21 protein-coding genes are annotated in these 23,311 nt (G+C 66.1%); 13 read left to right on the top strand and 8 right to left on the bottom strand.

Translation table 11 applies throughout. The annotated features are described in order from the left end of the window. Window positions 1-132: 132 nt before the first annotated feature. Window positions 133-435 (bottom strand): helix-turn-helix domain-containing protein, encoded by a 303-nt coding sequence (locus ACPEES_RS02600; protein ID WP_435100787.1) that lies wholly within the window; start codon window positions 433-435, stop codon window positions 133-135. 103 nt (window positions 436-538) lie between these two features. On the opposite strand from ACPEES_RS02600, the gene ACPEES_RS02595 reads away from it, so the two are divergent. Then, window positions 539-1,267 carry an XRE family transcriptional regulator gene (locus tag ACPEES_RS02595; RefSeq protein WP_435100786.1) on the top strand — a complete coding sequence of 243 codons (729 nt, stop codon included), beginning with the start codon at window positions 539-541 and terminating at the stop codon, window positions 1,265-1,267. 130 nt (window positions 1,268-1,397) lie between these two features. On the opposite strand, the gene ACPEES_RS02590 is transcribed toward ACPEES_RS02595, so the two are convergent. Next, window positions 1,398-1,724: a phage protein Gp27 family protein gene (locus tag ACPEES_RS02590; RefSeq protein ID WP_435100785.1), complete on the bottom strand. Its 327-nt coding sequence runs from the start codon at window positions 1,722-1,724 to the stop codon at window positions 1,398-1,400. A gap of 138 nt (window positions 1,725-1,862) precedes the next feature. On the opposite strand from ACPEES_RS02590, the gene ACPEES_RS02585 reads away from it, so the two are divergent. Beyond that, window positions 1,863-2,240 carry an HAD family acid phosphatase gene (locus ACPEES_RS02585; protein WP_435100784.1) on the top strand — a complete coding sequence of 126 codons (378 nt, stop codon included), beginning with the start codon at window positions 1,863-1,865 and terminating at the stop codon, window positions 2,238-2,240. A 25-nt stretch (window positions 2,241-2,265) separates the two neighbouring features. Here ACPEES_RS02585 and ACPEES_RS02580 read toward each other — a convergent pair whose 3' ends face one another. Then, window positions 2,266-2,733: a universal stress protein gene (locus tag ACPEES_RS02580; protein ID WP_435100783.1), complete on the bottom strand. Its 468-nt coding sequence runs from the start codon at window positions 2,731-2,733 to the stop codon at window positions 2,266-2,268. Between the two features lie 299 nt (window positions 2,734-3,032). On the opposite strand from ACPEES_RS02580, the gene ACPEES_RS02575 reads away from it, so the two are divergent. Continuing rightward, window positions 3,033-4,535, top strand: a complete 1,503-nt coding sequence (locus ACPEES_RS02575) for a SulP family inorganic anion transporter (RefSeq protein ID WP_435100782.1) — start codon at window positions 3,033-3,035, stop codon at window positions 4,533-4,535. Window positions 4,536-4,583: 48 nt separating this feature from the next. On the opposite strand, the gene prlC is transcribed toward ACPEES_RS02575, so the two are convergent. Beyond that, window positions 4,584-6,623 (bottom strand): oligopeptidase A, encoded by a 2,040-nt coding sequence (gene prlC, locus ACPEES_RS02570; protein WP_435100781.1) that lies wholly within the window; start codon window positions 6,621-6,623, stop codon window positions 4,584-4,586. Between the two features lie 121 nt (window positions 6,624-6,744). Here prlC and gorA point away from each other — a divergent pair, with 121 nt between their 5' ends. The 3 genes from gorA to ACPEES_RS02555 all read left to right on the top strand — a co-directional run bounded on the left by gorA (window position 6,745) and on the right by ACPEES_RS02555 (window position 9,790). Further along, window positions 6,745-8,103, top strand: coding sequence for a glutathione-disulfide reductase (gorA, locus tag ACPEES_RS02565; protein WP_435100780.1), 1,359 nt, complete (start codon window positions 6,745-6,747; stop codon window positions 8,101-8,103). A 104-nt stretch (window positions 8,104-8,207) separates the two neighbouring features. Next, entirely contained in the window at window positions 8,208-8,738 is a 531-nt protein-coding gene (locus ACPEES_RS02560; protein ID WP_435100779.1) for a gamma carbonic anhydrase family protein, read from the top strand. After that, entirely contained in the window at window positions 8,738-9,790 is a 1,053-nt protein-coding gene (locus tag ACPEES_RS02555) for a succinylglutamate desuccinylase/aspartoacylase family protein (RefSeq protein WP_435100778.1), read from the top strand. The genes ACPEES_RS02560 and ACPEES_RS02555 overlap by 1 nt, the downstream gene beginning before the upstream one ends. Before the next feature lie 366 nt (window positions 9,791-10,156). On the opposite strand, the gene ACPEES_RS02550 is transcribed toward ACPEES_RS02555, so the two are convergent. The 3 genes from ACPEES_RS02550 to hemB form a co-directional block, all read right to left on the bottom strand. Further along, entirely contained in the window at window positions 10,157-11,389 is a 1,233-nt protein-coding gene (locus ACPEES_RS02550; protein ID WP_435100777.1) for a cation:proton antiporter, read from the bottom strand. After that, a complete protein-coding gene (gene aroE, locus ACPEES_RS02545; protein WP_435100776.1) occupies window positions 11,386-12,201 on the bottom strand; it encodes a shikimate dehydrogenase in 816 nt (271 codons plus the stop codon). The genes ACPEES_RS02550 and aroE overlap by 4 nt, the downstream gene beginning before the upstream one ends. A 100-nt stretch (window positions 12,202-12,301) precedes the next feature. Continuing rightward, window positions 12,302-13,321, bottom strand: coding sequence for a porphobilinogen synthase (gene hemB, locus ACPEES_RS02540; protein ID WP_435100775.1), 1,020 nt, complete (start codon window positions 13,319-13,321; stop codon window positions 12,302-12,304). 284 nt (window positions 13,322-13,605) lie between these two features. Between hemB and ACPEES_RS02535 the strand changes: the two genes are divergently transcribed. Genes ACPEES_RS02535 through ACPEES_RS02525 form a run of 3 tightly spaced genes read left to right on the top strand, consistent with a single transcriptional unit; the run spans window position 13,606 to window position 16,597 of the window. Then, window positions 13,606-14,445 (top strand): sterol desaturase family protein, encoded by an 840-nt coding sequence (locus ACPEES_RS02535; RefSeq protein ID WP_435100774.1) that lies wholly within the window; start codon window positions 13,606-13,608, stop codon window positions 14,443-14,445. A 33-nt stretch (window positions 14,446-14,478) separates the two neighbouring features. Next, window positions 14,479-15,147 carry a TVP38/TMEM64 family protein gene (locus ACPEES_RS02530; RefSeq protein ID WP_435100773.1) on the top strand — a complete coding sequence of 223 codons (669 nt, stop codon included), beginning with the start codon at window positions 14,479-14,481 and terminating at the stop codon, window positions 15,145-15,147. A 34-nt stretch (window positions 15,148-15,181) separates the two neighbouring features. Beyond that, complete coding sequence (locus ACPEES_RS02525; protein ID WP_435100772.1) at window positions 15,182-16,597, top strand: dihydrolipoyl dehydrogenase family protein; 1,416 nt, start codon at window positions 15,182-15,184, stop codon at window positions 16,595-16,597. Between the two features lie 169 nt (window positions 16,598-16,766). Here ACPEES_RS02525 and tsaD read toward each other — a convergent pair whose 3' ends face one another. Then, window positions 16,767-17,798 carry a tRNA (adenosine(37)-N6)-threonylcarbamoyltransferase complex transferase subunit TsaD gene (tsaD, locus tag ACPEES_RS02520; protein ID WP_435100771.1) on the bottom strand — a complete coding sequence of 344 codons (1,032 nt, stop codon included), beginning with the start codon at window positions 17,796-17,798 and terminating at the stop codon, window positions 16,767-16,769. Window positions 17,799-17,940: 142 nt separating this feature from the next. On the opposite strand from tsaD, the gene rpsU reads away from it, so the two are divergent. From rpsU to rpoD, 4 genes are all read left to right on the top strand, one after another. After that, window positions 17,941-18,153: a 30S ribosomal protein S21 gene (gene rpsU / locus ACPEES_RS02515; RefSeq protein ID WP_435100770.1), complete on the top strand. Its 213-nt coding sequence runs from the start codon at window positions 17,941-17,943 to the stop codon at window positions 18,151-18,153. A 20-nt stretch (window positions 18,154-18,173) separates the two neighbouring features. Further along, window positions 18,174-18,623, top strand: coding sequence for a GatB/YqeY domain-containing protein (locus ACPEES_RS02510; protein WP_435100769.1), 450 nt, complete (start codon window positions 18,174-18,176; stop codon window positions 18,621-18,623). Between the two features lie 38 nt (window positions 18,624-18,661). Then, a complete protein-coding gene (dnaG, locus tag ACPEES_RS02505; protein ID WP_435100768.1) occupies window positions 18,662-20,404 on the top strand; it encodes a DNA primase in 1,743 nt (580 codons plus the stop codon). A 108-nt stretch (window positions 20,405-20,512) separates the two neighbouring features. Beyond that, entirely contained in the window at window positions 20,513-22,309 is a 1,797-nt protein-coding gene (rpoD, locus tag ACPEES_RS02500) for an RNA polymerase sigma factor RpoD (protein ID WP_435100767.1), read from the top strand. Window positions 22,310-23,311 lie beyond the last annotated feature (1,002 nt).

The following is a 23,311-nucleotide window of genomic DNA, read 5'->3' as shown; positions in this document are numbered from 1 at the left end:
TTCCTTGCCATTTGCACCCACCTTCGTCCTGTGCGCTCCAAACAAAATCGCTCGCTGCACCTAGGCCTGGCTCCGCGGGTTTCCTACGCTCTGCGGCAACACACACCGCAGCGAGGAACGCCGGTATGAGACCTACGCCGCATCACTGCCATGACGCTGTCGCAATTCAGGTGACGCGTGCCGTGCGCGCCCGCTATCCTCGCGATAGCGGCTCGGCCAGATCGCGGCCGGGTCTTCGCCAATCGCCTCAGCGATGATCTGCTCGCCCTTCGGCCAGGGCCGGGCGAGCGCATTCGTCAGGGTTGTCGGCGCCGCATAACCGTGGTGCGTCGCCAGGCGGCGCAGTGACCAGCCGGCCTTCCTCAGCGCCGCGACGATGTCAGCGCGGTGCCAGTCCTCGGGGGCCGGTTTTTTGGAGCGGTTGTGTGTCGTCATGGCGCAAAGACTATCGCGAATTCTCTAGGTGTTGCAAGAGTATTTGCGGCTTCCGATTCAGAGCATCCTCTAGACTGGCCCGCAATTCTCTTAGGTCTTTGATATGGCTAAGAAAAACCACAAATCGGAACAAGGTGAAGGAAATGGAAGGGAGCTTCCGAATCTAGCTCCGGGAATCGGAAACCGGATAAAACTCGCGGCCGAGCGCATCGGATCTAGACGATCTGCAGCAAATGAGGCGGGAGTGTCCGAGGATATGCTGTATCGCTATATCCGCGAGCAAGGAGCACCATCGTTCTCGGCTATGGCGGGGTTAGCCCGTGCCTCGGGTATTCGGTTGGAATGGCTAGCGACCGGCGAGGATGCACAGGAAGAAGGCAAGGCGCTTAGCGACGCCGGTGGGGGCAATCTAGCGGACGAGTACGCTTTAATTCCCCGCTACGACATCCACGTCAGTGCCGGCCACGGTAGTGCCGTCTACGAAGAGAACGAAGTTCAGCGGATGGCCTTCCGCCGTGATTGGCTCCGCCGCGAGGGGTTTGCACCTGACCAGCTGGCCCTTGTCACGACGAAGGGGGACTCGATGGAGCCCACGATAGGTGACGGTGATCTTGTCTTGGTCGACACTAGCCGCAACGAGGTTCGTGATGACTCCATTTACGTTCTGCAGGTTGACGGCGACGTGTTCGCGAAACGCTTGCAGCGGGACTGGGAAGGCGGGGTATGGGTGCGTTCCGACAACCCGCAGTACCAGGATCAGCACATCACGGCCGAGAGCTATCGCCAGCTAAAGATCGTCGGCCGCGTCGTCTGGATCGGCCGTCGAGTGTAGTAACGCGCGTCGCACTTTGCTGACGCGCCGCGCCCCAGTCGTCGCAGTTCGCGCGTCGCCGCCCCGGAGGCTCAATCGACGCTTGAACCCGCCTCAAACCCGGGGCCTATCCCGGACGATCTCGATTCGCTCAGCCCACACCAAGCTCTCGAAGGCGTTCAACAATCCGAGCCTCGCGTAGCCGCAATTGCGCGAGCTGCATCATGAGCTCTACGGCCTCGTCGTTACCGGCATCGCCGTCCTCCGCCGTAGTCTCTGCCATCAACTTGATGGCCCTACTGCGTCGCGAGAGACGCTGCGCAAAGCGTCCCATGGCGGACCGAGAGATGACGTACCCATGCGCTTCCGAGAGCCAGTCCACAAGCTCATCCATGGTGCGCCGGCCAGACTCAATCTCCTGCACCAGCTCGTTCTTAACCTCATCGGGCAGACGGGCAATGGACGACTTCCGAGGCATCCTTGTTCTCCGTTTATCTCATGTCGTCCCAATATACCCGGTATATCCCAATACCGGAAAGTGTCAGCTAGTCCAACAAAATCCCGGTTCCCTGGATGTCTCAAACTCTCTGTCTCCGCACAGCGGGTGGCGCACTGGGTGTTGGGGGATGAGAAGCACTGGGACCCGTTCTTTGCACACATGGCGGAGGCGCCCCCCATCGAGCCTGTCGTCAGGCTGGTTCGGCTGTTGAAGGTCCAGGGCCAACGTATCGTCATCTGCAGTGGTCGCCCCGACTCGCATCGTGAACACACCGTGGCCTGGCTGGATCGTCAGGCCATTCCCTACGACGGGGTCTATCTGCGTGGTGACGGCGAGGACGGTGTGCCTGACGAGGACGTCAAGGCGCGCTTGCTCGCGCGCATCCGCAAGGATGGGTTCGCACCATGGTTGGTGCTGGATGACCGGGACGCGGTGGTGCGCCAGTGGCGCGCGCTGGGGCTGACCTGTCTGCAGTGCGGTCCCGGGGGGTTCTGACGCGCCGGGACCGCAATGGTTCGCGTCAGACTGCTTCGGGCAGGTGCGCGCGCTGCTCGGGATCTAGGTCCACGTCGTGTACGGCGAGGACCGGCTGGCGGGCATGGCGGACCAGCCACTCGGTGGCGGAGCCGTGCATGAATTGCGAGAGCCCGGTGCGGCTGCGCGTGCCCATGGCGATCATGTCCGCCTGCCACGTGTCCGCATGCTCGCTGATCTTCTGCGGCGCGTTGCCGATCTCGATGACGACTTCCTCGTGCTCCCGCGCCCAGGCCCGAAGCTTCGCGAGCGCCTCCTCCTCGGCGGCGTGGCGGACTTCCTTGGCGTGCATCGGGTTGATGCGCGGGTTCGACGTATCCGAGGCCAGCTGGCTGGGGTTGAGCACATGCAGCAGCCGAACGGTCGCATCGGCCGGGCAGTAGTCGCGGGCGACGGCGACGGCACACGCGGACGCACGGGAGAAATCGACCGGCACCAGGATGCGACGCAACATAGGGGACTCCGAGTCAGGCAGCGAATGAATGATGGCGTCCAGTTTCGCGCCTTAACCGTTCGGTCACAAGTCGCGCCGCCGGAAGCGGCTCTTGGCTCGTATTGCTGCGACGCAACATATCCCGTAGACTCTTGCACTTCCCGACGGATCGCATGCGCGCAGCCGGCGCTGCGCGTGTTGCGCGCGCACGCGCCGATCGGCCAGAGGGACGCGGGCGTCGTGCCGCGTTTCCTTTACCCCAACGCGTTTTCCCGCTAGGCTTGCCGGCCCTTCCCGGTACCCGATTCGTGACGAGAGGTGTGAATTTGCAGTCCGAGGCCATCAAGCGTGGTCTGGCGTCGCTGCGCCGGACCTGGTTGTTCAACGTGCGCGGCGATCTCATCGCCGGCATCGTCGTCGCTCTGGCGCTGATCCCGGAGGCCATCGCCTTCTCCATCATCGCCGGAGTGGACCCCAAGGTGGGTCTCTACGCCTCGTTCTGCATCACGGTGGTCATCGCGTTCGCCGGCGGGCGCCCGGGGATGATCTCGGCGGCCACCGGCGCCATGGCCCTGGTGATGGTCACGCTCGTCGCCGATCATGGCGTCGAATACCTGTTCGCAGCGACGATTCTCACCGGCGTGCTCCAGCTCGTGTTCGGTTGGCTGAAGCTAGCCCGCTACATGATGTTCATCCCGCGCACGGTCATGCTCGGCTTCGTCAACGCGCTGGCGATTCTCATCTTCATGGCGCAGATTCCGCACTTCGTGGGCCTGGGGATGCCCACCTACCTGATGGTGGCGGCAGGGCTCGCGATTCTCTACGGCCTTCCCTATGTCACCCGCAGCGTGCCGCCGGCGCTGGTGGCCATCGTGGCGCTCACCGCCGTCGCCGTGACTCTGGAGCTGCCGGTGAAGACCGTGGGCGACATGGGCGACCTGCCCGAGGGCATGCCGTTCTTCCATCTGCCCATGGTGCCGCTCGACTTCGAGACCCTGGAGATCATCCTGCCGGTGTCGCTGGCGCTCACCGTGGTGGGCATGCTGGAATCGTTGCTCACTGCTTCCATCGTCGATGACCTGACCGACACCCCCAGCAAGAAGAACCGCGAGGCCCGCGGTCAAGGTATCGCCAATATCGTCAGCGGATTTTTCGGCGGCATGGCCGGCTGCGCGATGATCGGACAGTCCATCATCAACATCAAATCCGAGGGCCGCGGGCGGTTGTCGACGCTCGCCGCGGGTGTCTACCTGCTGATCTTCATGCTGCTGCTCGGCGAGTGGGTCTCGATGATCCCCATGCCGGCGCTCGCGGCGGTGATGATCATGGTGGCCATCGGCACCTTCGACTGGAGCTCGATCACGATGCTGCCGAAGATGCCGCGCACGGATGCGTTCGTGCTCATCGTGACCGTGGTGACCGTGGTCGCCACCCACGATCTCGCCAAGGGGGTGTTCGCCGGCGTGCTGCTGAGCGCGGTGTTCTTCGCCCGCAAGATCGCGCGTCAGATTTCGGTGACCCACGAGGACGACCCCGAGGCCGATCATCGCACCTACCACGTGCGCGGCGCACTGTTCTTCGTGGCGGTGGATAATTTCCTCGCCGGATTCCGTTTCGACGCCGGTGTGGGCAACGTCACCGTGGACCTGCGCTACGCCTCGCTGTGGGACAGTTCGGCGGTGGGCGCCATCGACAAGGCGGTGACCAAGCTGCGCCGCAACGGCGCCCGGGTGCACGTGATTCCGCCAGCGGGCGAGGGCGGTGAGCTCATGGAGCGCCTCGCCGCCTACGACAAGCCGGGAGCGGCCGCCGCAGGGCATTGACGCCCGCGGCGGTGCTCTGGAACTCGACGCACGTCCCGCTCCCGCGGGCTAAGCCGCCAGGCCGCTGTGGCGCAGCAGTGGCTCGATGCTGGGCTCGCGCCCGCGGAAGGTGCGGAAGAAGGTCGTGAACTCGCCGGTGCCGCCGCGCTCCAGGATCTCGCGCAGAAAGCTCTGCCCGGTGTCCCGGTTGAAGATCCCTTCCTCCTCGAAACGCGAGTAGGCGTCCGCCGAGAGCACTTCCGCCCATTTGTAGCTGTAGTACCCCGCCGCGTAGCCACCGGCGAATATGTGAGCGAAGGTGTTGGGGAAACGGTTGAACGCCGGCGGATGGACGACGGCCACCTGCTCGCGTACTTCCGCCAGTAGCTCGTAAATCCTCGGCCCCGCGGCCGGGTCGTACTCCGCGTGCACACGGAAGTCGAACAGCGAGAATTCGAGCTGACGGACCATCTGCATCGCGGACTGGAAGTTGCGCGCGGCGCGCATACGCTCGAACAGTGCCTTCGGCAGGGGCTCGCCGGTCTCGTGGTGCGCGGCGAAGAGATCCAGCGCTTCGCGTTCCCAGGTCCAATTCTCCATCAACTGGCTGGGCAGCTCCACGGCGTCCCAGGGTACGCTGCTGATGCCGGCGACACTGGGTACGCCCACCCGGGTGAGCATGTGGTGGAGGCCGTGGCCGAATTCGTGAAAGAGCGTCTCCACCTCGTCATGGGTGAGCAGGGCCGGAACGTCGCCCACCGGCGGGGTGAAGTTGCAGGTGAGGTAGGCCACCGGCACCTGTTCGGTCTCTTCGAGCTCGTAGCGTGAGCGGCAGACATCCATCCAGGCACCGCCGCGTTTCTTCGCACGGGCGTAGAGATCCGTGTAGAACTGTCCGCGGAGCGTGCCGTCGGTATCCCGGATCTCGAAGAAGCGCACATCCGGGTGCCACGTCTCCACGCCCTCGCGCTCGGTGATGTGGATGCCGTAGAGCCGCTCGACCACGTCGAAGAGCCCCTGCATGACGCGATGGACAGGGAAGTAAGGGCGCAGGTCTTCGGGCGATAGCTCGAAGCGCGCCTCACGCAGCTTCTGCCCGTAGTACCCCACGTCCCAGGCCTCCAGCCGGTCGAGGCCATCGCGCTCACGCGCGAATGCTTCGAGCTCGGCGAACTCCTCCCGCGCCCGCGGGACACTGCGCCCGGCGAGGTCCCGGAGGAAGCCCGTGACCTCGTCGACGCTGCGCGCCATCTTGGGTTCGAGAGAGAGCTCGGCGTAGTTCGCGAAGCCGAGCAGCTGCGCCTGCTCGTGGCGCAGGGCGAGGATTTCCTCCATTACGGCGCGATTGTCGTAGGTGCCGGCGGTCGGACCCACCTCGGAGGCGCGGGTGACGAAGGCCTCGTAGACCTCGCGGCGGAGGCTGCGGTCGTCGGCGTAGGTGAGCACTGCGTAGACGCTCGGGAACTCCAGCGTGAGCCGGTAGCCGCTTTCGCCCTCGGCCTCGGCCGCCTGGCGGGCGACGGCACGGGCGGTCTCGGGAAGGCCGGCGAGCGCACTCTCGTCGGCAAGGTGCTTGTGCCAGGCGTTGGTGGCGTCGAGAAGATTCTCCTCGAACTTCGCGGATAGCTCCGGGAGGCGGCCGGCGATCTCGGCGAAGCGGCGTTTTGCGTCGTCGGGTAGCGCCACGCCGGCGAGGCGGAAATCGCGTAGGGCATGCTCGACAGTGGCGCGTCGGGCGGGGTCGAGCGAGTCGAAGTCTTCGCGCGCGGCGACCTCGCGGTAAGCCTCGTAGAGTGCGGTGTTCTGGCCGAGCTCGGTCTGGTAGGCGGACAGCTTGGGCAGGCAGGCGTTGTACGCATTGCGCAGGGCGTCGCTGTTGATCACCGCATTCATGTGCGACACCGGTGACCATGCACGCATCAGCCGCTCGTTCATCGCCTCCAGGGGGGCCACCAGGTTGTCCCAGGTGTAGGGGCCGCCCGCGGCGAGCAGGCGCTCGATGCGCGCGCGGTTGTCGGCGAGAATCTCGTCGATCGCCGGCTCCGCGTGATCGGGGGTGATGGCCTCGAAGCGCGGGAGGCTGTCGGTCTCGAGAAGGGGATTGGTCATTGTCGTCCTCGTCAGCGCGCCGGGGGCGGAGGTTGTACTTTGCCTGCCGGTCGCGAATGAGTAGATTGGGCGCGTATTCCGTATGCCCGATTGTGCCATCTACGTTGGGGCTGCTAAGCGAATGAGCAAGGATTTCGATCTTATCTGTATCGGTGGGGGCAGCGGGGGCATCGCCACTGCCCGGCGCGCGGCGGCCCACGGCGCCCGCTGCGCCGTGGTCGAGCGCGAGCGCCTCGGCGGTACCTGCGTGAACGTGGGCTGCGTGCCCAAGAAAGTCATGTGGAATGCGGCCCACACCGGGGAGGCCCTGGCCCACGCGGCGGACTACGGCTTCGACGTGGACGCGCGCGGTCTCGACTGGGCGGCGCTGGTGGAGCGCCGCGAGGCGTACATCCGCCGCCTCAACGACATTTACGCGCGCAACCTGGAGAAATCGGAGGTGGCGCTTTTGCGCGGCAACGCGCGCTTCGTCGACGAGCACACGCTGGATGTCGATGGTGAGCGCGTCACCGCGGAGCGGTTCGTGATCGCTGTGGGCGGCAGGCCGACGGTCCCGGATATTCCGGGCGCGGAGCTCGGGATCGACTCCGACGGTTTCTTCGCGTTGACCCATTGCCCCGGTGAGGTTGCCGTTGTCGGCGCCGGCTATATCGCCGTCGAGCTTGCCGGCGTGCTGCGCGCCCTCGGTGCCAACGTTCGCCTGGTGGTACGGCGAGAGGCTCCGCTGCGCCACTTCGATCCGATCATCCAGGAGGCCTACCTGGAGGCGGCCGCCGCCGAGGGCATCGAGGTGGTCAACCACTTCACGCCAGTGCGGCTTGCGCGCAAGGGCCAGACCCTGACGATGGAGGCCGAGGACGGCCAGCGCGTCGACGGGCTCGAGCAGGTCGTCTGGGCGATCGGCCGCGAGTCCAGCACCACCGGGCTCGACCTGCGCAAGGCCGGTGTCGCCGCGCGCAACAACGGCACTCTTGCCGTGGACCGTTACCAGGCCACCAACGTGCCCCACATCTTCGCGCTGGGGGATGTCATCGGCGGCGCATTCCAGCTCACGCCGGTGGCCATCGCCGCCGGCCGCCGGCTCGCCGACCGGCTCTTTGGCGGCCATGCCGACCGGTACCTACCCTACGAGAATATCCCGACGGTGGTGTTCACCCACCCACCCATCGGCACCGTGGGGCTAACGGAGGCGCAAGCGCGTGAGCGCCATGGCGACGAGGCGGTGCGGGTCTACACCACGCGTTTCATCCCCATGGAATACGCCCTCGCCGCTCAGGAGGCGAAGCGGCGCAGTGCCATGAAGCTCGTGTGCGTCGGCGACGAAGAGCGTGTGGTTGGTGTCCACCTCTTCGGCAACGGCGCCGACGAGATGCTCCAGGGGTTCGCCGTCGCCGTGCGTATGGGCGCGACCAAGGCCGATTTCGACGACACCGTGGCGATTCACCCGACCAGCGCCGAGGAAGTCGTTACCATGACGTGATTTCCAGTTCAAAGTATGAAGCGGGAAAGTAGCAAGTGGCGTCGCCGCGCGGACGCTCTGGACGTTGTACTTTCGACTTTGAACTCGACAGCGTAGGTGTCGCGATGATCCGACCGTTCGACGAAAAGTGGCCCCGCGTCGCCCACTCGGCCTGGATCGACGAGTCCGCCGTGGTGATCGGCGACGTTACCCTGGGCGAGGACGTCTCGGTGTGGCCGACGACGGTGCTTCGCGGTGACGTCAACCGCATCACCATCGGTGACCGCAGCAACATACAGGATGGCACGATCGTGCACGTCGCCCACGACGGACCGTACACGCCGGGCGGCCTGCCCACCGTCGTGGGCGAAGACGTCACGGTCGGCCACCGGGCCGTCGTTCATGCCTGCACCATCGGCAGCCGCGTGCTCGTGGGCATGGGCGCCGTGATCATGGATGGTGCGGTGGTCGAGGACGACGTCATCCTCGGCGCCAATGCGCTGGTGCCGCCGGGCAAGCGCCTCGATTCCGGGTTCCTGTACATGGGCAGCCCCGCCAAGGCCGCCCGCGAGCTCACCGACAGCGAGCGCGAGCAGCTCGTCTACTCGGCGCGGCACTACGTGCGGGTGAAGGAGAAGCACGAGGGCAAGGCCTGATGGCGGTCGAGCCACTCACCATCGGTGGCACGGAGGTTCGCCCCGGCTCACGCCGAACCATCGACATACCCGCGGCTCTGCTTTACACCCATGCCCCGGTGACGCTGCCGGTGCAGGTGATCCGCGGTCGCCGGGAAGGGCCCGTACTCCTGGTCAATGCCGCCATCCACGGCGACGAGATCAACGGTGTGGAGATCATCCGGCGGCTCCTGCAGCTCCCCGCTCTGCGCCGCCTGCGCGGTACGCTGCTCGCCGTGCCCATCGTCAACGTCTTCGGTTTCACCGACCGGTCCCGCTACCTGCCCGACCGGCGCGATCTCAACCGCGCCTTTCCCGGCAGCGAGCGCGGGTCGCTGGCCAGCCGCCTTGCCAACCTGTTCCGTACCGAGATTCTGGCCAAGGCGACTCACGTCATCGATCTGCACACCGGGGCGATTCACCGTGAGAATCTGCCCCAGGTCCGCGCGAACCTTGACGATCCCGATTGCGAGGCGATGGCGCAAGCCTTCGGAACCCCCGTGATCATCAACACGCCCCTGATCGAGGGCAGCCTGAGACAGGTGTGTAACGACGAGAGCCGTCCGGTGGTGACCTACGAGGCGGGAGAGGCGCTGCGTTTCGACGAGCAGTCCATCAAAGCCGGCGTGCAGGGCGTGGTCCAGGTCATGCGCCATCTCGGCATGATTGCGCCGAGCCGGTCACGGCGGCGGGCGCGTGAGAGCTACGCCGCCAACAACAGCACCTGGGTCCGCGCCGAGCAGGACGGCATGTTCCGCGCCATCGTGGCACTGGGTGCCCACGTCCAGCAGGGGCAGGCCCTGGGGTTCATCGCCGACCCTTTCGGCGAGAAAGAGATCGCGGTGGAGGCCATCACCAGCGGTATCGTCATCGGCCGCAACAACCTGCCTCTCGTCCATGAGGGCGAGGCGCTGTTCCACATCGCCCGCTTCGATGCCGTCCGCCGCGTCGCCCGCTACGTCAAGGCCTTCAATCGCGAGCTCGAGGAAGACCAGGAGTGGCAGGGCGACGACCCCGAGCCCCCGATCGTGTGAAGCCTGCGCCGCTGGCGAGGCGAGTGACAAGTCGAAAGTCGCAAGTTTCAAGTGCGGCGAGCGTCTACGATAAGCGACGCCGCGCGGTGGCGCGGTGGATGCATCGGTTACCTGGTCGTTGCCAGGTGCGGAAAAGTAGGGTGGAAGGAGCTACGCGTAGGCCACCTTTTCCTGAAGGTTGTGGTTTGCCCCCGTTTGCGGCCGTGAACCTCCCGGCCTCATGTTGGCGTAATCTAGCGTCGCGCCATCACGATCGGCGTACATCGGGTCGGGTGCCGCACTTGCAACTTTTAGCTTTCAGCTTTCAACTTGCAGCTCGCCCTCCATCGAATGGTGGACGTCGCGTTGCTCCGTCCACCTGCGGGTTCAACGCTGGGCATTCGTGCTATGGCGCTCCAGCAAGCGGCTCAGTAGCGGTGGTGTGACGACACAGGTCGCCAGTGTCACCACCGTCATGGCGCCATAGAGCTTGGCGGTTACGGCCTCCGGCCACAGGCGGTGGGCCTGGTGGACGACCACCATGGCGATCTCGGCGCGCGGGACCATGCTGAGCGCGATGAGTTGCGCGGAGGCGCGATCGGTGGTCAGGCGCGCGGGCAGGTAGGTGCCGGCGAGCTTGCCCGCGACCGCCGCGACGAGTAGCACGGCACCCGCGCCGAGGGCCGCCGGCAGCAGCATGGGCTCCAGCCGCATGCCGATGGCTATGAAGAAATACGGGGTGAGGAAGTCGTAGAGCAGGCGATAGGCGCTTTCGGACTGGACACGCTCCGGGTAGGCGCTGAACATCACGCCCGCGAACAGGGCGCCAATGGCCAGCGAAAACCCCAGCACCCCGGCGATCGCGGCGATGGCGGCACCCAGGCCGACAACGGTGAGCAGCCGTTCCGGTGGCCGCTCCCAGCGCCGTAGAAAACGATGTAGCGCCGGCTCGGCGAAATGGGCGAAGAGCCAGCAGAAGGCGATGAACCCCAAGAAGCGCAGTGTGAGCTCGCCGGCGGCAACACCGAGCGATTCCCAGAACGTGCCGTCACCGAACTGCAGTACCGGCATGACCGCGAAAAGAAGCGCCATGAGTACTACGCCCGAGACATCGTCCAGCTCGGCCACATCCACGGTAAGGGTGCCCGCGTCGCCGTTCAGCATGCCTGCGTCCTGCCAGATTGGGACGGCCACACCGATGCTCGTCGCGGTGAGCGCCACGGCCACCACCAGCGACGGAATCAGGGCGAGACCGAGCCCCCAGCGTGCGGCGGCGTAGCCGGCGAAGCCGGAGACCGCGACGTTGCCGATCCAGATGAGACTGGCGCCGGGCAGCTTGGCCAGCAGGTTGCGGAGGTCGAGGCCGAGACCCACGCGGAACAGCAGGGCGACCAGGCCCAGGCTGGCGAGCATTTCGACACCGTCGCGAACCGGTGTTGTGATGAAGCCGTAGAACGCATCGAGGGTGCTCAGGCCGATTCCGAGCAGGAGGAAGCCCACCAGCGGCGGGATATCGATGCGGTGGCAGGCGGCGCGCAGCAGCATCGAGGCGGCGGTGGCGCCCCCCACCAGCAGGACCAGAATGGCGTTGATATCGGTGGCGGCGTCCAGGCCGTTCATGTGCCGCGCAGTGTGTTTATTACCGCGTCGGTATCCGGGCGTTGCCCGCGCCAGAGGAAGAACGACTCGGCGGCCTGCTCCACCAGCATGCCCAGCCCGTCCAGGGCCTGCGCGGCCCCGTGTGCTTGCGCCCAGCGCACGAAGGCGGTGGGTTCATCGGCGTAAACCATGTCGTAGCAGGTGGCGCCAGCGGCCAGCAGGGTTTCCGGCAGCGGTGGAATTTCCCCGGAGAGCCCGGCTGCGGTGGCGTTGATGACCACGTCGAAGCGTTCCCCATCATCCAGGGTCTCGAAACCGCCGCCGTCGGTCTCGCCCAGGTCGGCGAAATCGGCGGCGAGCGTCGAGGCTTTCTCGCCGGTGCGATTGGCGATATGGACTCGGGCGGGATTTTCGGCGAGCAGGGAGGGCAGCACGCCCCGGGCCGCCCCGCCGGCCCCCAGCAGCAACAGCCGCGCGCCGTTGAGTCGGACGCCGTGGTTGTCGCGCAAGTCGCGTACGAGGCCGGTACCGTCGGTGTTGTCGCCGTACAGGCCCGCCTCGCTGATGATTAGTGTATTCACCGCCCGCGCCCGTTCGGCGCGATCCGAGAGATTGTCGGCCAGCGCCCAGGCATCCCCCTTGAACGGCACCGTGACGTTGAGCCCCAACCCCCCTGCCGCCTCGAACTCCGCCACGGCGGCGGCGAAACCGCCCGCGGGCACGAGAATCTTCTCGTAGGTCAGCGCCTGCCCCGTCTGCTCGGCGAACAGCTGGTGAATGCGCGGTGATTTGGAGTGGGCGATGGGGTTGCCCATTACGGCGTAGCGGTCCATAGAAAACAGTCTCAAGTCGAAAGATCAAAGTGGAAAGCCCTTCGGTGATCGTGGGCTTTCCTCGTTGAACTTGGTGCTTGCCGCTTCTCACCGGGCGCGATTACGCGCCCTTCAGCCAGCCCGCCACGTCCTTGGCGAAGTAAGTGAGTACGCCGTCGGCGCCAGCGCGCTTGAAGGCGGTGAGCGCTTCCACGGCGCAGGCGCGTCCGTCGAGCCAGCCATTGGCCTCGGCGGCGCGGAGCATGGCGTACTCGCCACTGACCTGGTAGGCGAAAGTGGGCACGCCCAGCTCGTGCTTGGCGCGGTGGATGATGTCGAGGTACGGCATGCCCGGCTTGATCATCACCATGTCGGCGCCCTCGTCCATGTCCTGGGCGATTTCGCGCAGCGCTTCGTCGGAGTTGGCCGGGTCCATCTGATAGGTCTTCTTGTCGGCCTTGCCCAGGTTGCCGGCCGAGCCCAGCGCATCCCGGAAGGGCCCATAGAAGCTCGAGGCGTACTTGGCCGAGTAGGCGAGGATGCGGGTGAGGGTGTGCCGATCACGCTCGAATGCCCCGCGGATGGCAGAGATGCGCCCGTCCATCATGTCCGAGGGCGCGACCACGTCCGCGCCCGCCTCGGCGTGGGAGAGCGCCTGGCGCGTCAGCGCCTCGACCGTCTCGTCGTTCATCACGTAGCCATCGGTATCGAGCAGTCCGTCCTGACCATGGCTGGTGAACGGGTCCAGTGCCACGTCGGTGATTATGCCGAGCCCGGGGACCGCGTCCTTGATCGCGCGTACGGCACGCTGAGCGATGCCCTGGGGGTTCCAGGCCTCGGCGGCGTCCAGGCTCTTTCGCTCCGGCGGCGTGACCGGGAACAGTGCGATCGCGGGAATCCCCAGCGCGGCGATGTGTTCCGCCTCCGCGGCCAGCAGGTCGACGCTCTGGCGCTCGACGCCCGGCATGGAAGGGACTGCCTCGCGACGGTTCTCGCCATCGAGTACGAAGACCGGGTAGATGAGGTCATCGGCGGTCAGGGTGTGTTCGCGCATGAGCCGGCGCGAGAAGTCGTCGCGGCGCATCCGCCGCATCCGAGTGTGCGGGAACCGCCCTGTGGCGATATAGTCAACCAAGGTCATGACCTCCACTCGATGGTAATGGTTGTCGCGCCGATGCCGGCACGGGAACATACTAATCCGATCACAGGTAATGCCCCGTGTCAGCGAGCCCGACAGGCTCGCCCGAAGGGAGCGCTTGTGCGGCCCGGCTGCGGCGTTGCGCTCCCTCGACGTGAGCCTCGCCACGCCTTCGCTCGCGCGTCTTGCAGCCAAACCGCACAAGCGCTCTGACACGTGGCATTACCTGTGATCGGATTAGTAAAAGCCATTATGCCCCGCGATGAGCAGCCGCCCAAGGAGCGCCCATGGAGGAGACGGTTCGGCTTGCCGACTGGGTCGTGCAGCAGGAACCGGGCCTGCGGCTCGGCGTGTTTCTCGGTGTGCTCGCCCTGCTCGGGCTCGGTGAGCTGGGGCGCCCGCGCCGGACGACCGTGCGCCGGCGCGGACGTTGGTGGCCGAATCTGGCGATGCTCGCCATCGATGCTCTGGTGTTGCGCTTCGTCTTCCCGCTGCTAGCCGTCGGTGTTGCTCTGTGGGCCGATTCATCCGGCGTTGGTCTGCTCCGATGGGCCGGATTGCCGGCTGCGGTCGCTTTCGTCGCCGCGTTGTTGGTGCTGGATTTCGCCATATGGGCACAGCACCTCGCCATGCACCGGCTGCCTTGGCTGTGGCGGATGCACCGCGTGCACCACAGCGATCTGGAGTTCGATATCACCACCGGCGTACGCTTTCACCCGCTGGAGATCGTTGTCTCCATGCTTTACAAGATGGCTGTAGTGGCGTTGCTCGGGGCGAGCGTCACCGCGGTGATCGCTTTCGAGGTGTTGCTGAATGCGACCTCGTTGTTCAATCACGCCAACCTGCGCCTGCCCGATACCCTGGATCGCTGGCTGCGGCTGATCGTGGTGACCCCCGACATGCACCGCGTGCACCATTCCCTCTGGCAGCCGGAGACGGACAGCAACTACGGTTTCAACCTGCCGTGGTGGGATCGCCTGTTCGGCACTTACCGCGCCGCCCCACGCGATGGCCACGTGGCGATGCGCATCGGGCTGGGGCGTTTCCGCTCCCGCCGCGAGCAGACCCTGTGGTTATTACTGATGCAGCCCGCCGAGCCCGTCCGGCAGACTGACCGGGTCAACTGAGCGACCGATGAATCAGGCCTTGCCGGAGAAAGCATGACCCGATCCCGTGCGTTGCGCCTCGCCGTTGTCGTACTCCTTGCTGCTGCCATTGCTCTGGCGCTTTGGCATCGCGACGAGCTCACCGTGACCGTGCTGCGCGCACGACTCGATGCGCTGGGCGTGTGGGCGCCACTGGCGTTCATGGGCGGGTATGCGGTGGCGACGGTGGTGTTTCTGCCGGGGTCGGTGTTCACCATCGCTGCGGGCGTGCTGTTCGGCCCCTGGGCGGGCGCCGCGTATGCGCTGCTCGGCGCCACGGTCGGGGCGACCGTCGCGTTCGTGACCGCTCGTTACCTGGCCGCGGACTGGGTGGCGCGCCGCACCGGCGGGCGCCTGCGGCGATTGATCGATGGCGTGGAAGCGGAGGGCTGGCGTTTCGTCGCGTTTACCCGCCTGGTACCCATATTTCCTTTCAATCTGCTCAACTACGCTTTGGGGCTGACGCGTATACCGCTGCTGCATTACCTGCTCGCGAGTCTGGTTTGCATGGCGCCGGGGGCCCTCGCCTACGCCTGGATCGGGCACGCGGGCGCGACCGCCGTCGCCGGCGGGCAGGGTGCGGTCCAGGCAGTGCTGATCGCGTTGGGGGTGTTCGCCGCGGTGGCGTTCCTGCCGCGGCTCGTGCGGCGCTGGCGGGTGGCGCCTTCGGAGCAGGAGCATTAGTGATCCAGGCCGTTGGTCGAAGGGAGATCGGGGGATGAAGGACCTACTCGTGATCGGCGGTGGCGTCGGTGGGCTGGTCACGGCGAGCGTGGCCGGGCAGCTCGGCCTCGATGTCGCGCTCGTGGAGCGCGAACCGCGTCTCGGCGGGGATTGCCTGCACTACGGCTGCGTGCCGAGCAAGACGCTGATCCGTTCCGCACAGGTCGCCCAGCTCATGCGCCGTGGCGGGGAGTTCGGTCTGCCGAGCTACTCGCCGCAGGTGGATCTGGGTGCCGTCAGCGACCGGGTTCGGGCGGTCATCGATACCATCCAGGCACACGATGACCCGGAGCGCTTTCGTGGCTACGGCGTGGACGTACTCTTCGGCGAGGCGCGTTTCGTCAACCCGCGCGAGGTGCAGGTCAAGGGCGAGCGGATTGCCGCGCGACGTTTCGTGATCGCCACGGGGTCGCGCCCCGTTGCGCCGCCGGTGCCCGGGCTCGCCGAAGCGGGCTATCTCACCAACGAGGACGTATTCGCTTTGCGGGAGTTACCCCGGCGCCTCGCGGTCGTGGGTGCGGGGCCGGTGGGCATGGAGCTCGCCCAGGCGTTCCAGCGATTGGGTAGCCAGGTGACGGTGGTGGAACTGGCCGCCGAGGTGATGCCAAAGGAGGAGCCGGCGTTCGCCGCGGAGCTGCGCGCGATCCTCGCGCGCGAGGGTGTTCGTTTCCGCCTCGGGGCGCGCCTCGACCGGGTGGAGCGCGATCGTGACGGCGTGACCTTGCAGCTCCGCCAGGGCGAGGAGCACTTGCCGCTCACCGTCGATCGCATCCTGGTTGCCGCCGGACGCGCGCCCAACGTCGAGGCGCTCGATCTCAATACCGCCAACGTGCGTTTCGACCGCCGCGGCATCGGCGTCGATGCCCGTCTGCGTACCAGTGAACCCCACATCTATGCCTGCGGTGACGTCACCGGCCTGTATCCGTTCACGCACATGGCCGAGTACCAGGCCGGTATCGTGATAGCCAACGCCGTGTTCCGCGTGCCGAAACGGGCCGATTACCGGGTTGTGCCGTGGGTGACTTATACCGACCCGGAGCTCGCCCGGGTGGGGCTCGCCGCCTCGGAAGCCCTGGAACGCTACGACGACGCGCGGGTGCTGGAGTTTCCCTTCGCCGAAGTGGACCGGGCGTTGGCCGAGGCCGAGCCCCACGGCCGGCTGCAGCTCACGACCTGTCGCGGGCGCATACTGGGGGCGACCATCCTCGGTGCCCACGGCGGTGAGCTGCTTCACGAGATCGTGCTCGCCATGCAGGCGGGCGTGAAGCTCGGCAGCCTCTCGGCTGCCATCCACGCCTACCCGACGCTTGCCCAGATCCACCGTCGTGCGGCCAACACGCTATACGCCGAACAGCTTTTCAGCGCCCGCACACGGCGGCTGGTGCGGTGGATGCATCGGCTGCTGCCGTAGCCGTGGCGAGTTGAAAGGTTCAAGTTGAAAGCGGCATGGGCTGTGCCATTGCGTACGACGCAGGGCCTATAACCACGGCATTCATGTCGAAAGCGATGCTCCCGGGAACTGCCATTAGTCGTACCGTATGCCGTTCCCCCAGAGCGCGCCGCTTTCAACTTTGAACTTGCTACTTTCGGCTCTCGCCGCTCGGCGGCGAGAGACTTTCCAGATCCCACCTCGGCGCCACGTCGAAGGCCGTGGGCTCGGACTCGCCGGCGGCGAGCCGCAGGTGGCCGGCGTAGGCGACCATGGCGCCGTTGTCGGTGCAGAATTCGGGGCGCGGGTAGAACACGCGGGCGTGGTGGGCCTCGGCGACTTCGGCGAGGCGTTCGCGCAGGGCGGCGTTGGCGCCTACGCCGCCGGCGATGACGAGCCGTGGCGTAGCGGTGGCCTGCAGCGCCCGGCGGCACTTGATGGCGAGGGTGTCTATAACCGCATCCTGGAAGGCTCTGGCCACGTCGGCCCGGGTCTGCGGGTCGTCGCCCTCGCGCTGGACAGTGTTGAGCGTATGCGTTTTCAGGCCGCTGAAGCTGAAATCGAGCCCGGGGCGGTCGGTCATCGGGCGGGGGAAGCGGAAACGCTTCGGGTCACCCTCACGCGCCGCTTTCTCCACGGCGGGGCCGCCCGGGTAGCCGAGGCCGAGCAGTTTGGCGGTCTTGTCGAATGCTTCGCCGGCGGCATCGTCTACACTCTCACCAAGCAGGCGGTAGCGTCCGACCCCGGCGACCTGGACGAGCATGGTATGACCGCCGGAGACCAGTAGGGCGACGAACGGGAAGGCTGGCGGATCCGCCTCCAGACGCGGTGCGAGCAGATGGGCTTCCATGTGGTGGATGCCCGCGGCGGGGATATCCAGCGCATAGGCGAGGCTGCGTGCAGTGGCCGCGCCCACGAGCAATGCCCCGGCGAGACCGGGCCCGCGGGTGTAGGCCACGCCGTCGAGGCCATGGCGTGATATGCCGGCGTCCGTGAGCGCTTCACGGATGAGCGGCGCGAGCTTGCGTATATGGTCGCGCGAGGCGAGCTCGGGGACGACGCCGCCGTATCGGGCGTGGGTGTCGATCTGGCTGTGCAGACGGTGCGCGAGCAGGCCCCTGGCGCCGTCGTAGACGGCGACGCCGGTTTCGTCGCAGGAGGTCTCGATCCCGAGCACAGGCATGGCGGGTCACGCTCGTCCAGTGAAAAATTGCCGGCGCCTTTTGCATTTACCAGAGTGCGCGTATAGACTATCGCGCCTTGGCTCCGGCCTGTGAGCCGGCCAATTGTACAGCTTTCAGCAGTTTAAGGAAGGTGATTGGTTCATGCCGCACGTAAAGGTCCGCGAGAACGAGCCCTTCGAGGTTGCTCTGCGCCGCTTCAAGCGTTCCTGCGAGAAGGCCGGTGTGCTCTCCGAGATTCGCCGCCGTGAGTCTTACGAGAAGCCGACCCAGGTGCGCAAGCGCAAGCAGGCCGCGGCCGTCAAGCGGCATATGAAGCGTCTCCAGCGCGAGCAGCGTCGCATGCGCATGTACTGATCGAGGGTGCGGCACGTCGAATGAGCGCACTCAAGGTCGAGATCACCGATGCCGTGAAACAGGCGATGCGCGCCGGCGACAAGTCGCGGGTGGGCATCCTGCGAATGATCACGGCGGCCATCAAGCAGCAGGAGGTGGACAGCCGCGCGGAGCTGACCGATGCGGATGTCACCGCCGTGCTCTCGAAGATGGTCAAGCAGCGGCGGGAGGCCCTGGAGCAGTACGAGCAGGCAGGGCGCGAAGACCTTGCCGAGAAGGAACGTACCGAGCTCGAAATCATCGCGGAGTTCCTGCCGCAGCCGCTGACCGACGCGGAGATCGACGGCCTGGTCGAGGCGGCGGTCGCCGAGACCGGTGCGGCGTCGGTGCGCGACATGGGGCGCGTGATGGGCGTGCTCAAGCCCAAGGTTCAGGGGCGTGCCGACATGAGCGCGGTGAGCGCGCGTGTGAAGGCCCGCCTCTCCGATTGATCGACGACCGGCGCGCGTGCCGGTCGTTGCCGTAGGCGATGGCCGGTCGTATTCCCGATCAGTTCCTCGATGAGCTCCTCGCCCGCGTCGATATCGTCGACGTCGTCGGCGAGCGCGTCCAGCTCAAGCGTGGCGGCGCCAACTATCACGCGCTCTGCCCTTTCCACAGCGAGAAAACCCCCTCGTTCACGGTGAGCCCCACCAAGCAGTTCTACCACTGCTTCGGTTGTGGTGCTCACGGCACGGCCATCCGGTTTCTGATGGAGTACGACCGGATGGATTTCCGCGAGGCGGTGGCCGCGCTCGCGCAGATGGCGGGTCTCGAGGTGCCGGAGCAGGCGCGGGAGACGCGCGTCGAGGGGCAGGATGAGCTCTACCGGGTGCTCGCCCGGGCGAATGAGCTCTACCAGCGCTGGCTGCGCCAGCACCCGGATCGCGAGCGTGCGGTCGGGTATCTGCGGCGCCGGGGGCTGACCGGCGAGATGGCGAAGCGGTTCGGTCTGGGGTTCGCGCCTCCCGGGTGGGACAACCTGCTGCGCGAGATCGGTGACCGCGACACGCTGGCCCGTGCCGGGTTGCTGGTCACGCGGGAGGGTGGTGGCGGTTACGACCGCTTTCGCGACCGCATCATGTTCCCGATCCGTGACCGCCGGGGGCGGGTCATCGGTTTCGGCGGTCGGGTGCTGGGCGATGGTGAGCCAAAGTACCTCAACTCCCCGGAAACGCCGGTTTTCCACAAGGGCAGCGAGCTCTACGGGCTCTACGAGGTGCTGGAGTCCGACCGCAATCCTTCGGATGTGGTCGTGGTCGAGGGCTACATGGACGTGGTGGCGCTTGCTCAGTTCGGGCTAACGCGCGCGGTCGCGACGCTGGGCACGTCCACGGGCACGCGCCAGGTCGAGCGGCTGTTTCGGGTCACCGGCGATCTGGTGTTCTGCTTCGACGGGGACGAGGCCGGCCGCCAGGCGGCGTGGCGGGCGCTGGAGAGTAGCCTGCCGGCCTTGCGCGACGGCCGCCAGATCCGGTTCCTGTTCCTGCCGGAGGGCGAGGACCCGGACAGCCTGGTGCGCGAGCGCGGCCGGGACGGGTTCGAGGCGCTTCTCGGGCAGGCCGAGCCGCTGTCGGACTGGTTGTTCGACCACCTTGCCGAAGCGGTGGACATGACGAGCATGGACGGGCGGGCGCGCCTGGTGGATCGTGCCGTGCCACTGCTGCGGCGCCTGCCCCCCGACGTTTACCGGCGCATGATGATCGGTCGGCTGGCCGGGCTGGCGCAGCTCGATGCCGAGTACGTTGAGGCGGTGATCGACGGCGATCACAGTGTTTCGACGCCTCAACGTGCTCCGGAAAATCGCCGTTCGTCGGACGCCGCGAGGGCGGTGCGGCGCACCCCCGTGAGGCTGGCGATCGCCTTGCTGTTGCATCGCCCGGCACTCGGGGCGGCTGCCGACTACAGTGGCGAGCTCGCCGGGTTGGAGGAGCTGCCGGGCGTGGAACTGCTCGCACAACTGCTTGAAATTACCCGGAATGAGCCGCATGTCACAGCAGGAGCTTTGCTCGAGCGGTTCAGGGATTCCGCCCACGAGACATCACTCTGGCGGTTGGCGACCTGGGATCACATGGTGCCCGAAGAAGGTCTGGAGCGAGAATTCGCTGACGCTATCGCGCGTATCCGGGCGTTGAGGAACGAAAAACGGCTGCAATACTTGAACGAAAGATTGCAGCGTGGCGAGTTGACAAGCGACGAATGGGCTGAATGGGTGGCATTGAAACAACGCTAATTCATACCCATTACCCTACGGTAGTTGTCAAGTGCCTGTTTCCCGCTATAATGCGCGGTTCAGTTGCGTCCGGATACATACCCCCACCACCCAACATCTTGACGGATTATGGCAAGCCAGGACCAGCAGTCACAGATCAGAGAGCTGATCGCACGGGGTAAGGAGCAGGGCTACCTTACCTACGCCGAGGTCAACGATCACCTGCCGGACGATATCGTCGATCCCGAGCAGATCGAGGATATCATCGGCATGATCAACGACATGGGCATTACCGTCCATGAGCAGGCGCCGGACTCCGACGAACTGCTCCTGAGCGATGCCGCCGTCACCACGGACGAGGACGAGGCCGAGGAAGCGGCCGCGGCGCTGGCGTCGGTGGATGCGGAATTCGGCCGCACCACCGATCCGGTGCGCATGTACATGCGTGAGATGGGCACCGTGGAGCTGCTCACCCGCGAGGGGGAGATCGAGCTCGCCAAACGCATCGAGGAAGGTCTCGACCAGGTATTGCGTGCGCTCGCCTATTATCCCGAGTCGGCGCGGGCGCTGCTCGGACTTTATGAGCATGTGCACACGGGTGACATGCGCCTGTCCGACCTCATCGGTGGGTTTCGCGACTCTCTCGAGGGCGATGCGCCCACGGCACCGGCCGCCGAGAGCGAGGATGAGGACGACGAGGCCGCCTCCGCGGACAACGGACCGGATCCGGAAGTCGCGGCACAGATTTTCGGTCGCCTCGGCGAGCTTCACGAACAGCTCGTGCAGTGCCTCGAAGCCGGTGACAAGGCGCGCGCCGACGAGATCCGCGAGGAGATGGCGAATCTCTTCCTGTCGGTGAAGTTCGTGCCCAAGGTCGTCGACGGCCTCGCCGACAACCTGCGCAAGGCCGTCGAGCGGGTGCGCGGCATGGAGCGCGAGGCCATGCGGGTCGTGTGCAAACGCGCCGGCATGCCGCGCAAGGAGTTCATCAAGAGCTTCCCGGGCCGGGAGTCCGATCCCAAGTGGGTGGACGAGCTCATCGATGCGGGCAAGGCGTATTCCGAGGGGCTGGCCGAGCACAAGGACGCGGTGCTCGAGGCGCAGGCGAAGCTCGCGGCGATCCGTGAGGCCACCGGACTGCCCGTGGCGGAGATCAAGGAGATCAACCGTCGGATGTCCATTGGCGAGGCCAAGGCCCGGCGGGCGAAGAAGGAGATGGTCGAGGCCAACCTGCGTCTCGTGATCTCCATCGCCAAGAAGTACACCAACCGAGGGCTGCAGTTCCTGGACCTCATCCAGGAGGGCAACATCGGCCTGATGAAGGCGGTGGACAAGTTCGAGTACCGTCGCGGCTACAAGTTCTCCACCTATGCCACATGGTGGATCCGCCAGGCGATTACCCGCTCTATCGCCGACCAGGCGCGGACCATCCGTATCCCGGTGCACATGATCGAGACGATCAACAAGCTCAACCGGGTCTCGCGCCAGATGCTCCAGGAAATGGGCCGCGAGCCGCAGCCCGAGGAGCTCGCCGAGCGCATGGAGATGCCCGAGGACAAGGTCCGCAAGGTGCTCAAGATCGCCAAGGAGCCGATCTCCATGGAGACGCCCATCGGCGACGACGAGGATTCGCACCTGGGCGATTTCATCGAGGACATCAACGTCATGTCGCCCGTGGACTCGGCCACCCGGGAGGGCCTGAAGGAGTCGGTGCGCGGCGTGCTCGGCGGACTCACGCCCCGTGAGGCGAAGGTGTTGCGCATGCGCTTCGGCATCGACATGAACACCGACCATACCCTCGAGGAGGTCGGCAAGCAGTTCGACGTCACCCGCGAGCGCATCCGTCAGATCGAGGCGAAGGCCCTGCGCAAGCTCCGCCACCCGACGCGCTCGGAGTCGCTGCGGAGCTTCCTCGACGAGCAGTAAGCCGCCTGCGGGACGCACGGCTTTGAAAAAACCCCGGCTCAGGCCGGGGTTTTTTTGTATGCGGCGCCGTAGCCACACCATGTGTCGAAAATGCCAAGCCCCGGGTGGCCAGGTAGTGGGCGCCGAATGACCGCAAACCGCGATGCGGGCGGGTAATTCGAATGCTCTGCTACGGATGGGCGGGGTGGACGACGACGGGAGACGCCGTGAGTACATCCCTGTAAGCTCGTATGCCGCCCTCCCTGGCGGCATGCGCTCCCGTCGTCGTCCGCCCCGCCCATCCCGAACCGCTTTGGGGTTACGCCGCGATGCTGCGCGTTCTCGAGCAGCCCGAGGTCTGGAATTTGAGCCCCAAACACGGGAACGAGTCACGCGTAGGTACTCCGTTGCCGGTCAAGCGCGCTGTGCATGAACATCGCTGAACAGTCGCCGCAGGTCGGCAAGCGCACAGCGCTGGCCGACATACCCGTCGCAGAGATGTCGGCTGCCAAGTGCAGCCGACCTACCCGGCTTGAGCCCCAAACACGGAAACGAGCCACGGTAGGTTGGCTGCCTTCAGCAGCCGACATCTCTTCGCCCGGCGTGTCGGCCAGCGATTCACGTCTATCCGTGGCACCGGATCCGCATTATCCGCCTGCATCGCTGGCCCGAAAAGCGGCTTGCAGACGCCATGTGAGACGATGCGTGGCGTGTTCCGCGTCGCTCCAACCGTCCTACCGTTCAACGACGGGCGGTCCGAGCGGGCAGTCACAAGAGTGTCCGAGGGACAGCAACCGAACCCGCTGAGGGTGATTCAGCGCCAGTGGCATAGGCACGGCGGAACACATTTGGAACTTGAAACCCAATACTTGGATCTCGGACTACGAAACCACCGCCACGCCCTCCAGCTCCTATGTCCTTCGTGGCCCCTTTTCGCCCTTAGTGTTTACTAATCTTCTCAGAAGTATTGTCATGCGTCAGCCGGTCTGTGCGCCGATGGGGCAAGGCGCGAGGCGCGCCGTG

Origin of the sequence: Arhodomonas sp. AD133, from assembly GCF_051195215.1 — a bacterium.
GTDB lineage: Bacteria > Pseudomonadota > Gammaproteobacteria > Nitrococcales > Nitrococcaceae > Arhodomonas.
This window is presented reverse-complemented; position numbering and strand designations above follow the sequence as displayed.

Coding starts and splice junctions, on each gene's coding strand:
- rpoD (WP_435100767.1), top strand. CDS start 20,513: ATGGCAAGCCAGGACCAGCAGTCACAGATCAGAGAGCTGATCGCACGG.
- ACPEES_RS02550 (WP_435100777.1), bottom strand. CDS start 11,389: ATGAACGGCCTGGACGCCGCCACCGATATCAACGCCATTCTGGTCCTG.
- ACPEES_RS02525 (WP_435100772.1), top strand. CDS start 15,182: ATGAAGGACCTACTCGTGATCGGCGGTGGCGTCGGTGGGCTGGTCACG.
- ACPEES_RS02555 (WP_435100778.1), top strand. CDS start 8,738: ATGGCGGTCGAGCCACTCACCATCGGTGGCACGGAGGTTCGCCCCGGC.
- ACPEES_RS02600 (WP_435100787.1), bottom strand. CDS start 435: ATGACGACACACAACCGCTCCAAAAAACCGGCCCCCGAGGACTGGCAC.
- ACPEES_RS02560 (WP_435100779.1), top strand. CDS start 8,208: ATGATCCGACCGTTCGACGAAAAGTGGCCCCGCGTCGCCCACTCGGCC.
- tsaD (WP_435100771.1), bottom strand. CDS start 17,798: ATGCCTGTGCTCGGGATCGAGACCTCCTGCGACGAAACCGGCGTCGCC.
- ACPEES_RS02590 (WP_435100785.1), bottom strand. CDS start 1,724: ATGCCTCGGAAGTCGTCCATTGCCCGTCTGCCCGATGAGGTTAAGAAC.
- hemB (WP_435100775.1), bottom strand. CDS start 13,321: ATGACCTTGGTTGACTATATCGCCACAGGGCGGTTCCCGCACACTCGG.
- ACPEES_RS02580 (WP_435100783.1), bottom strand. CDS start 2,733: ATGTTGCGTCGCATCCTGGTGCCGGTCGATTTCTCCCGTGCGTCCGCG.
- dnaG (WP_435100768.1), top strand. CDS start 18,662: ATGGCCGGTCGTATTCCCGATCAGTTCCTCGATGAGCTCCTCGCCCGC.
- ACPEES_RS02530 (WP_435100773.1), top strand. CDS start 14,479: ATGACCCGATCCCGTGCGTTGCGCCTCGCCGTTGTCGTACTCCTTGCT.
- ACPEES_RS02535 (WP_435100774.1), top strand. CDS start 13,606: ATGGAGGAGACGGTTCGGCTTGCCGACTGGGTCGTGCAGCAGGAACCG.
- aroE (WP_435100776.1), bottom strand. CDS start 12,201: ATGGACCGCTACGCCGTAATGGGCAACCCCATCGCCCACTCCAAATCA.
- rpsU (WP_435100770.1), top strand. CDS start 17,941: ATGCCGCACGTAAAGGTCCGCGAGAACGAGCCCTTCGAGGTTGCTCTG.
- gorA (WP_435100780.1), top strand. CDS start 6,745: ATGAGCAAGGATTTCGATCTTATCTGTATCGGTGGGGGCAGCGGGGGC.
- ACPEES_RS02510 (WP_435100769.1), top strand. CDS start 18,174: ATGAGCGCACTCAAGGTCGAGATCACCGATGCCGTGAAACAGGCGATG.
- ACPEES_RS02595 (WP_435100786.1), top strand. CDS start 539: ATGGCTAAGAAAAACCACAAATCGGAACAAGGTGAAGGAAATGGAAGG.
- prlC (WP_435100781.1), bottom strand. CDS start 6,623: ATGACCAATCCCCTTCTCGAGACCGACAGCCTCCCGCGCTTCGAGGCC.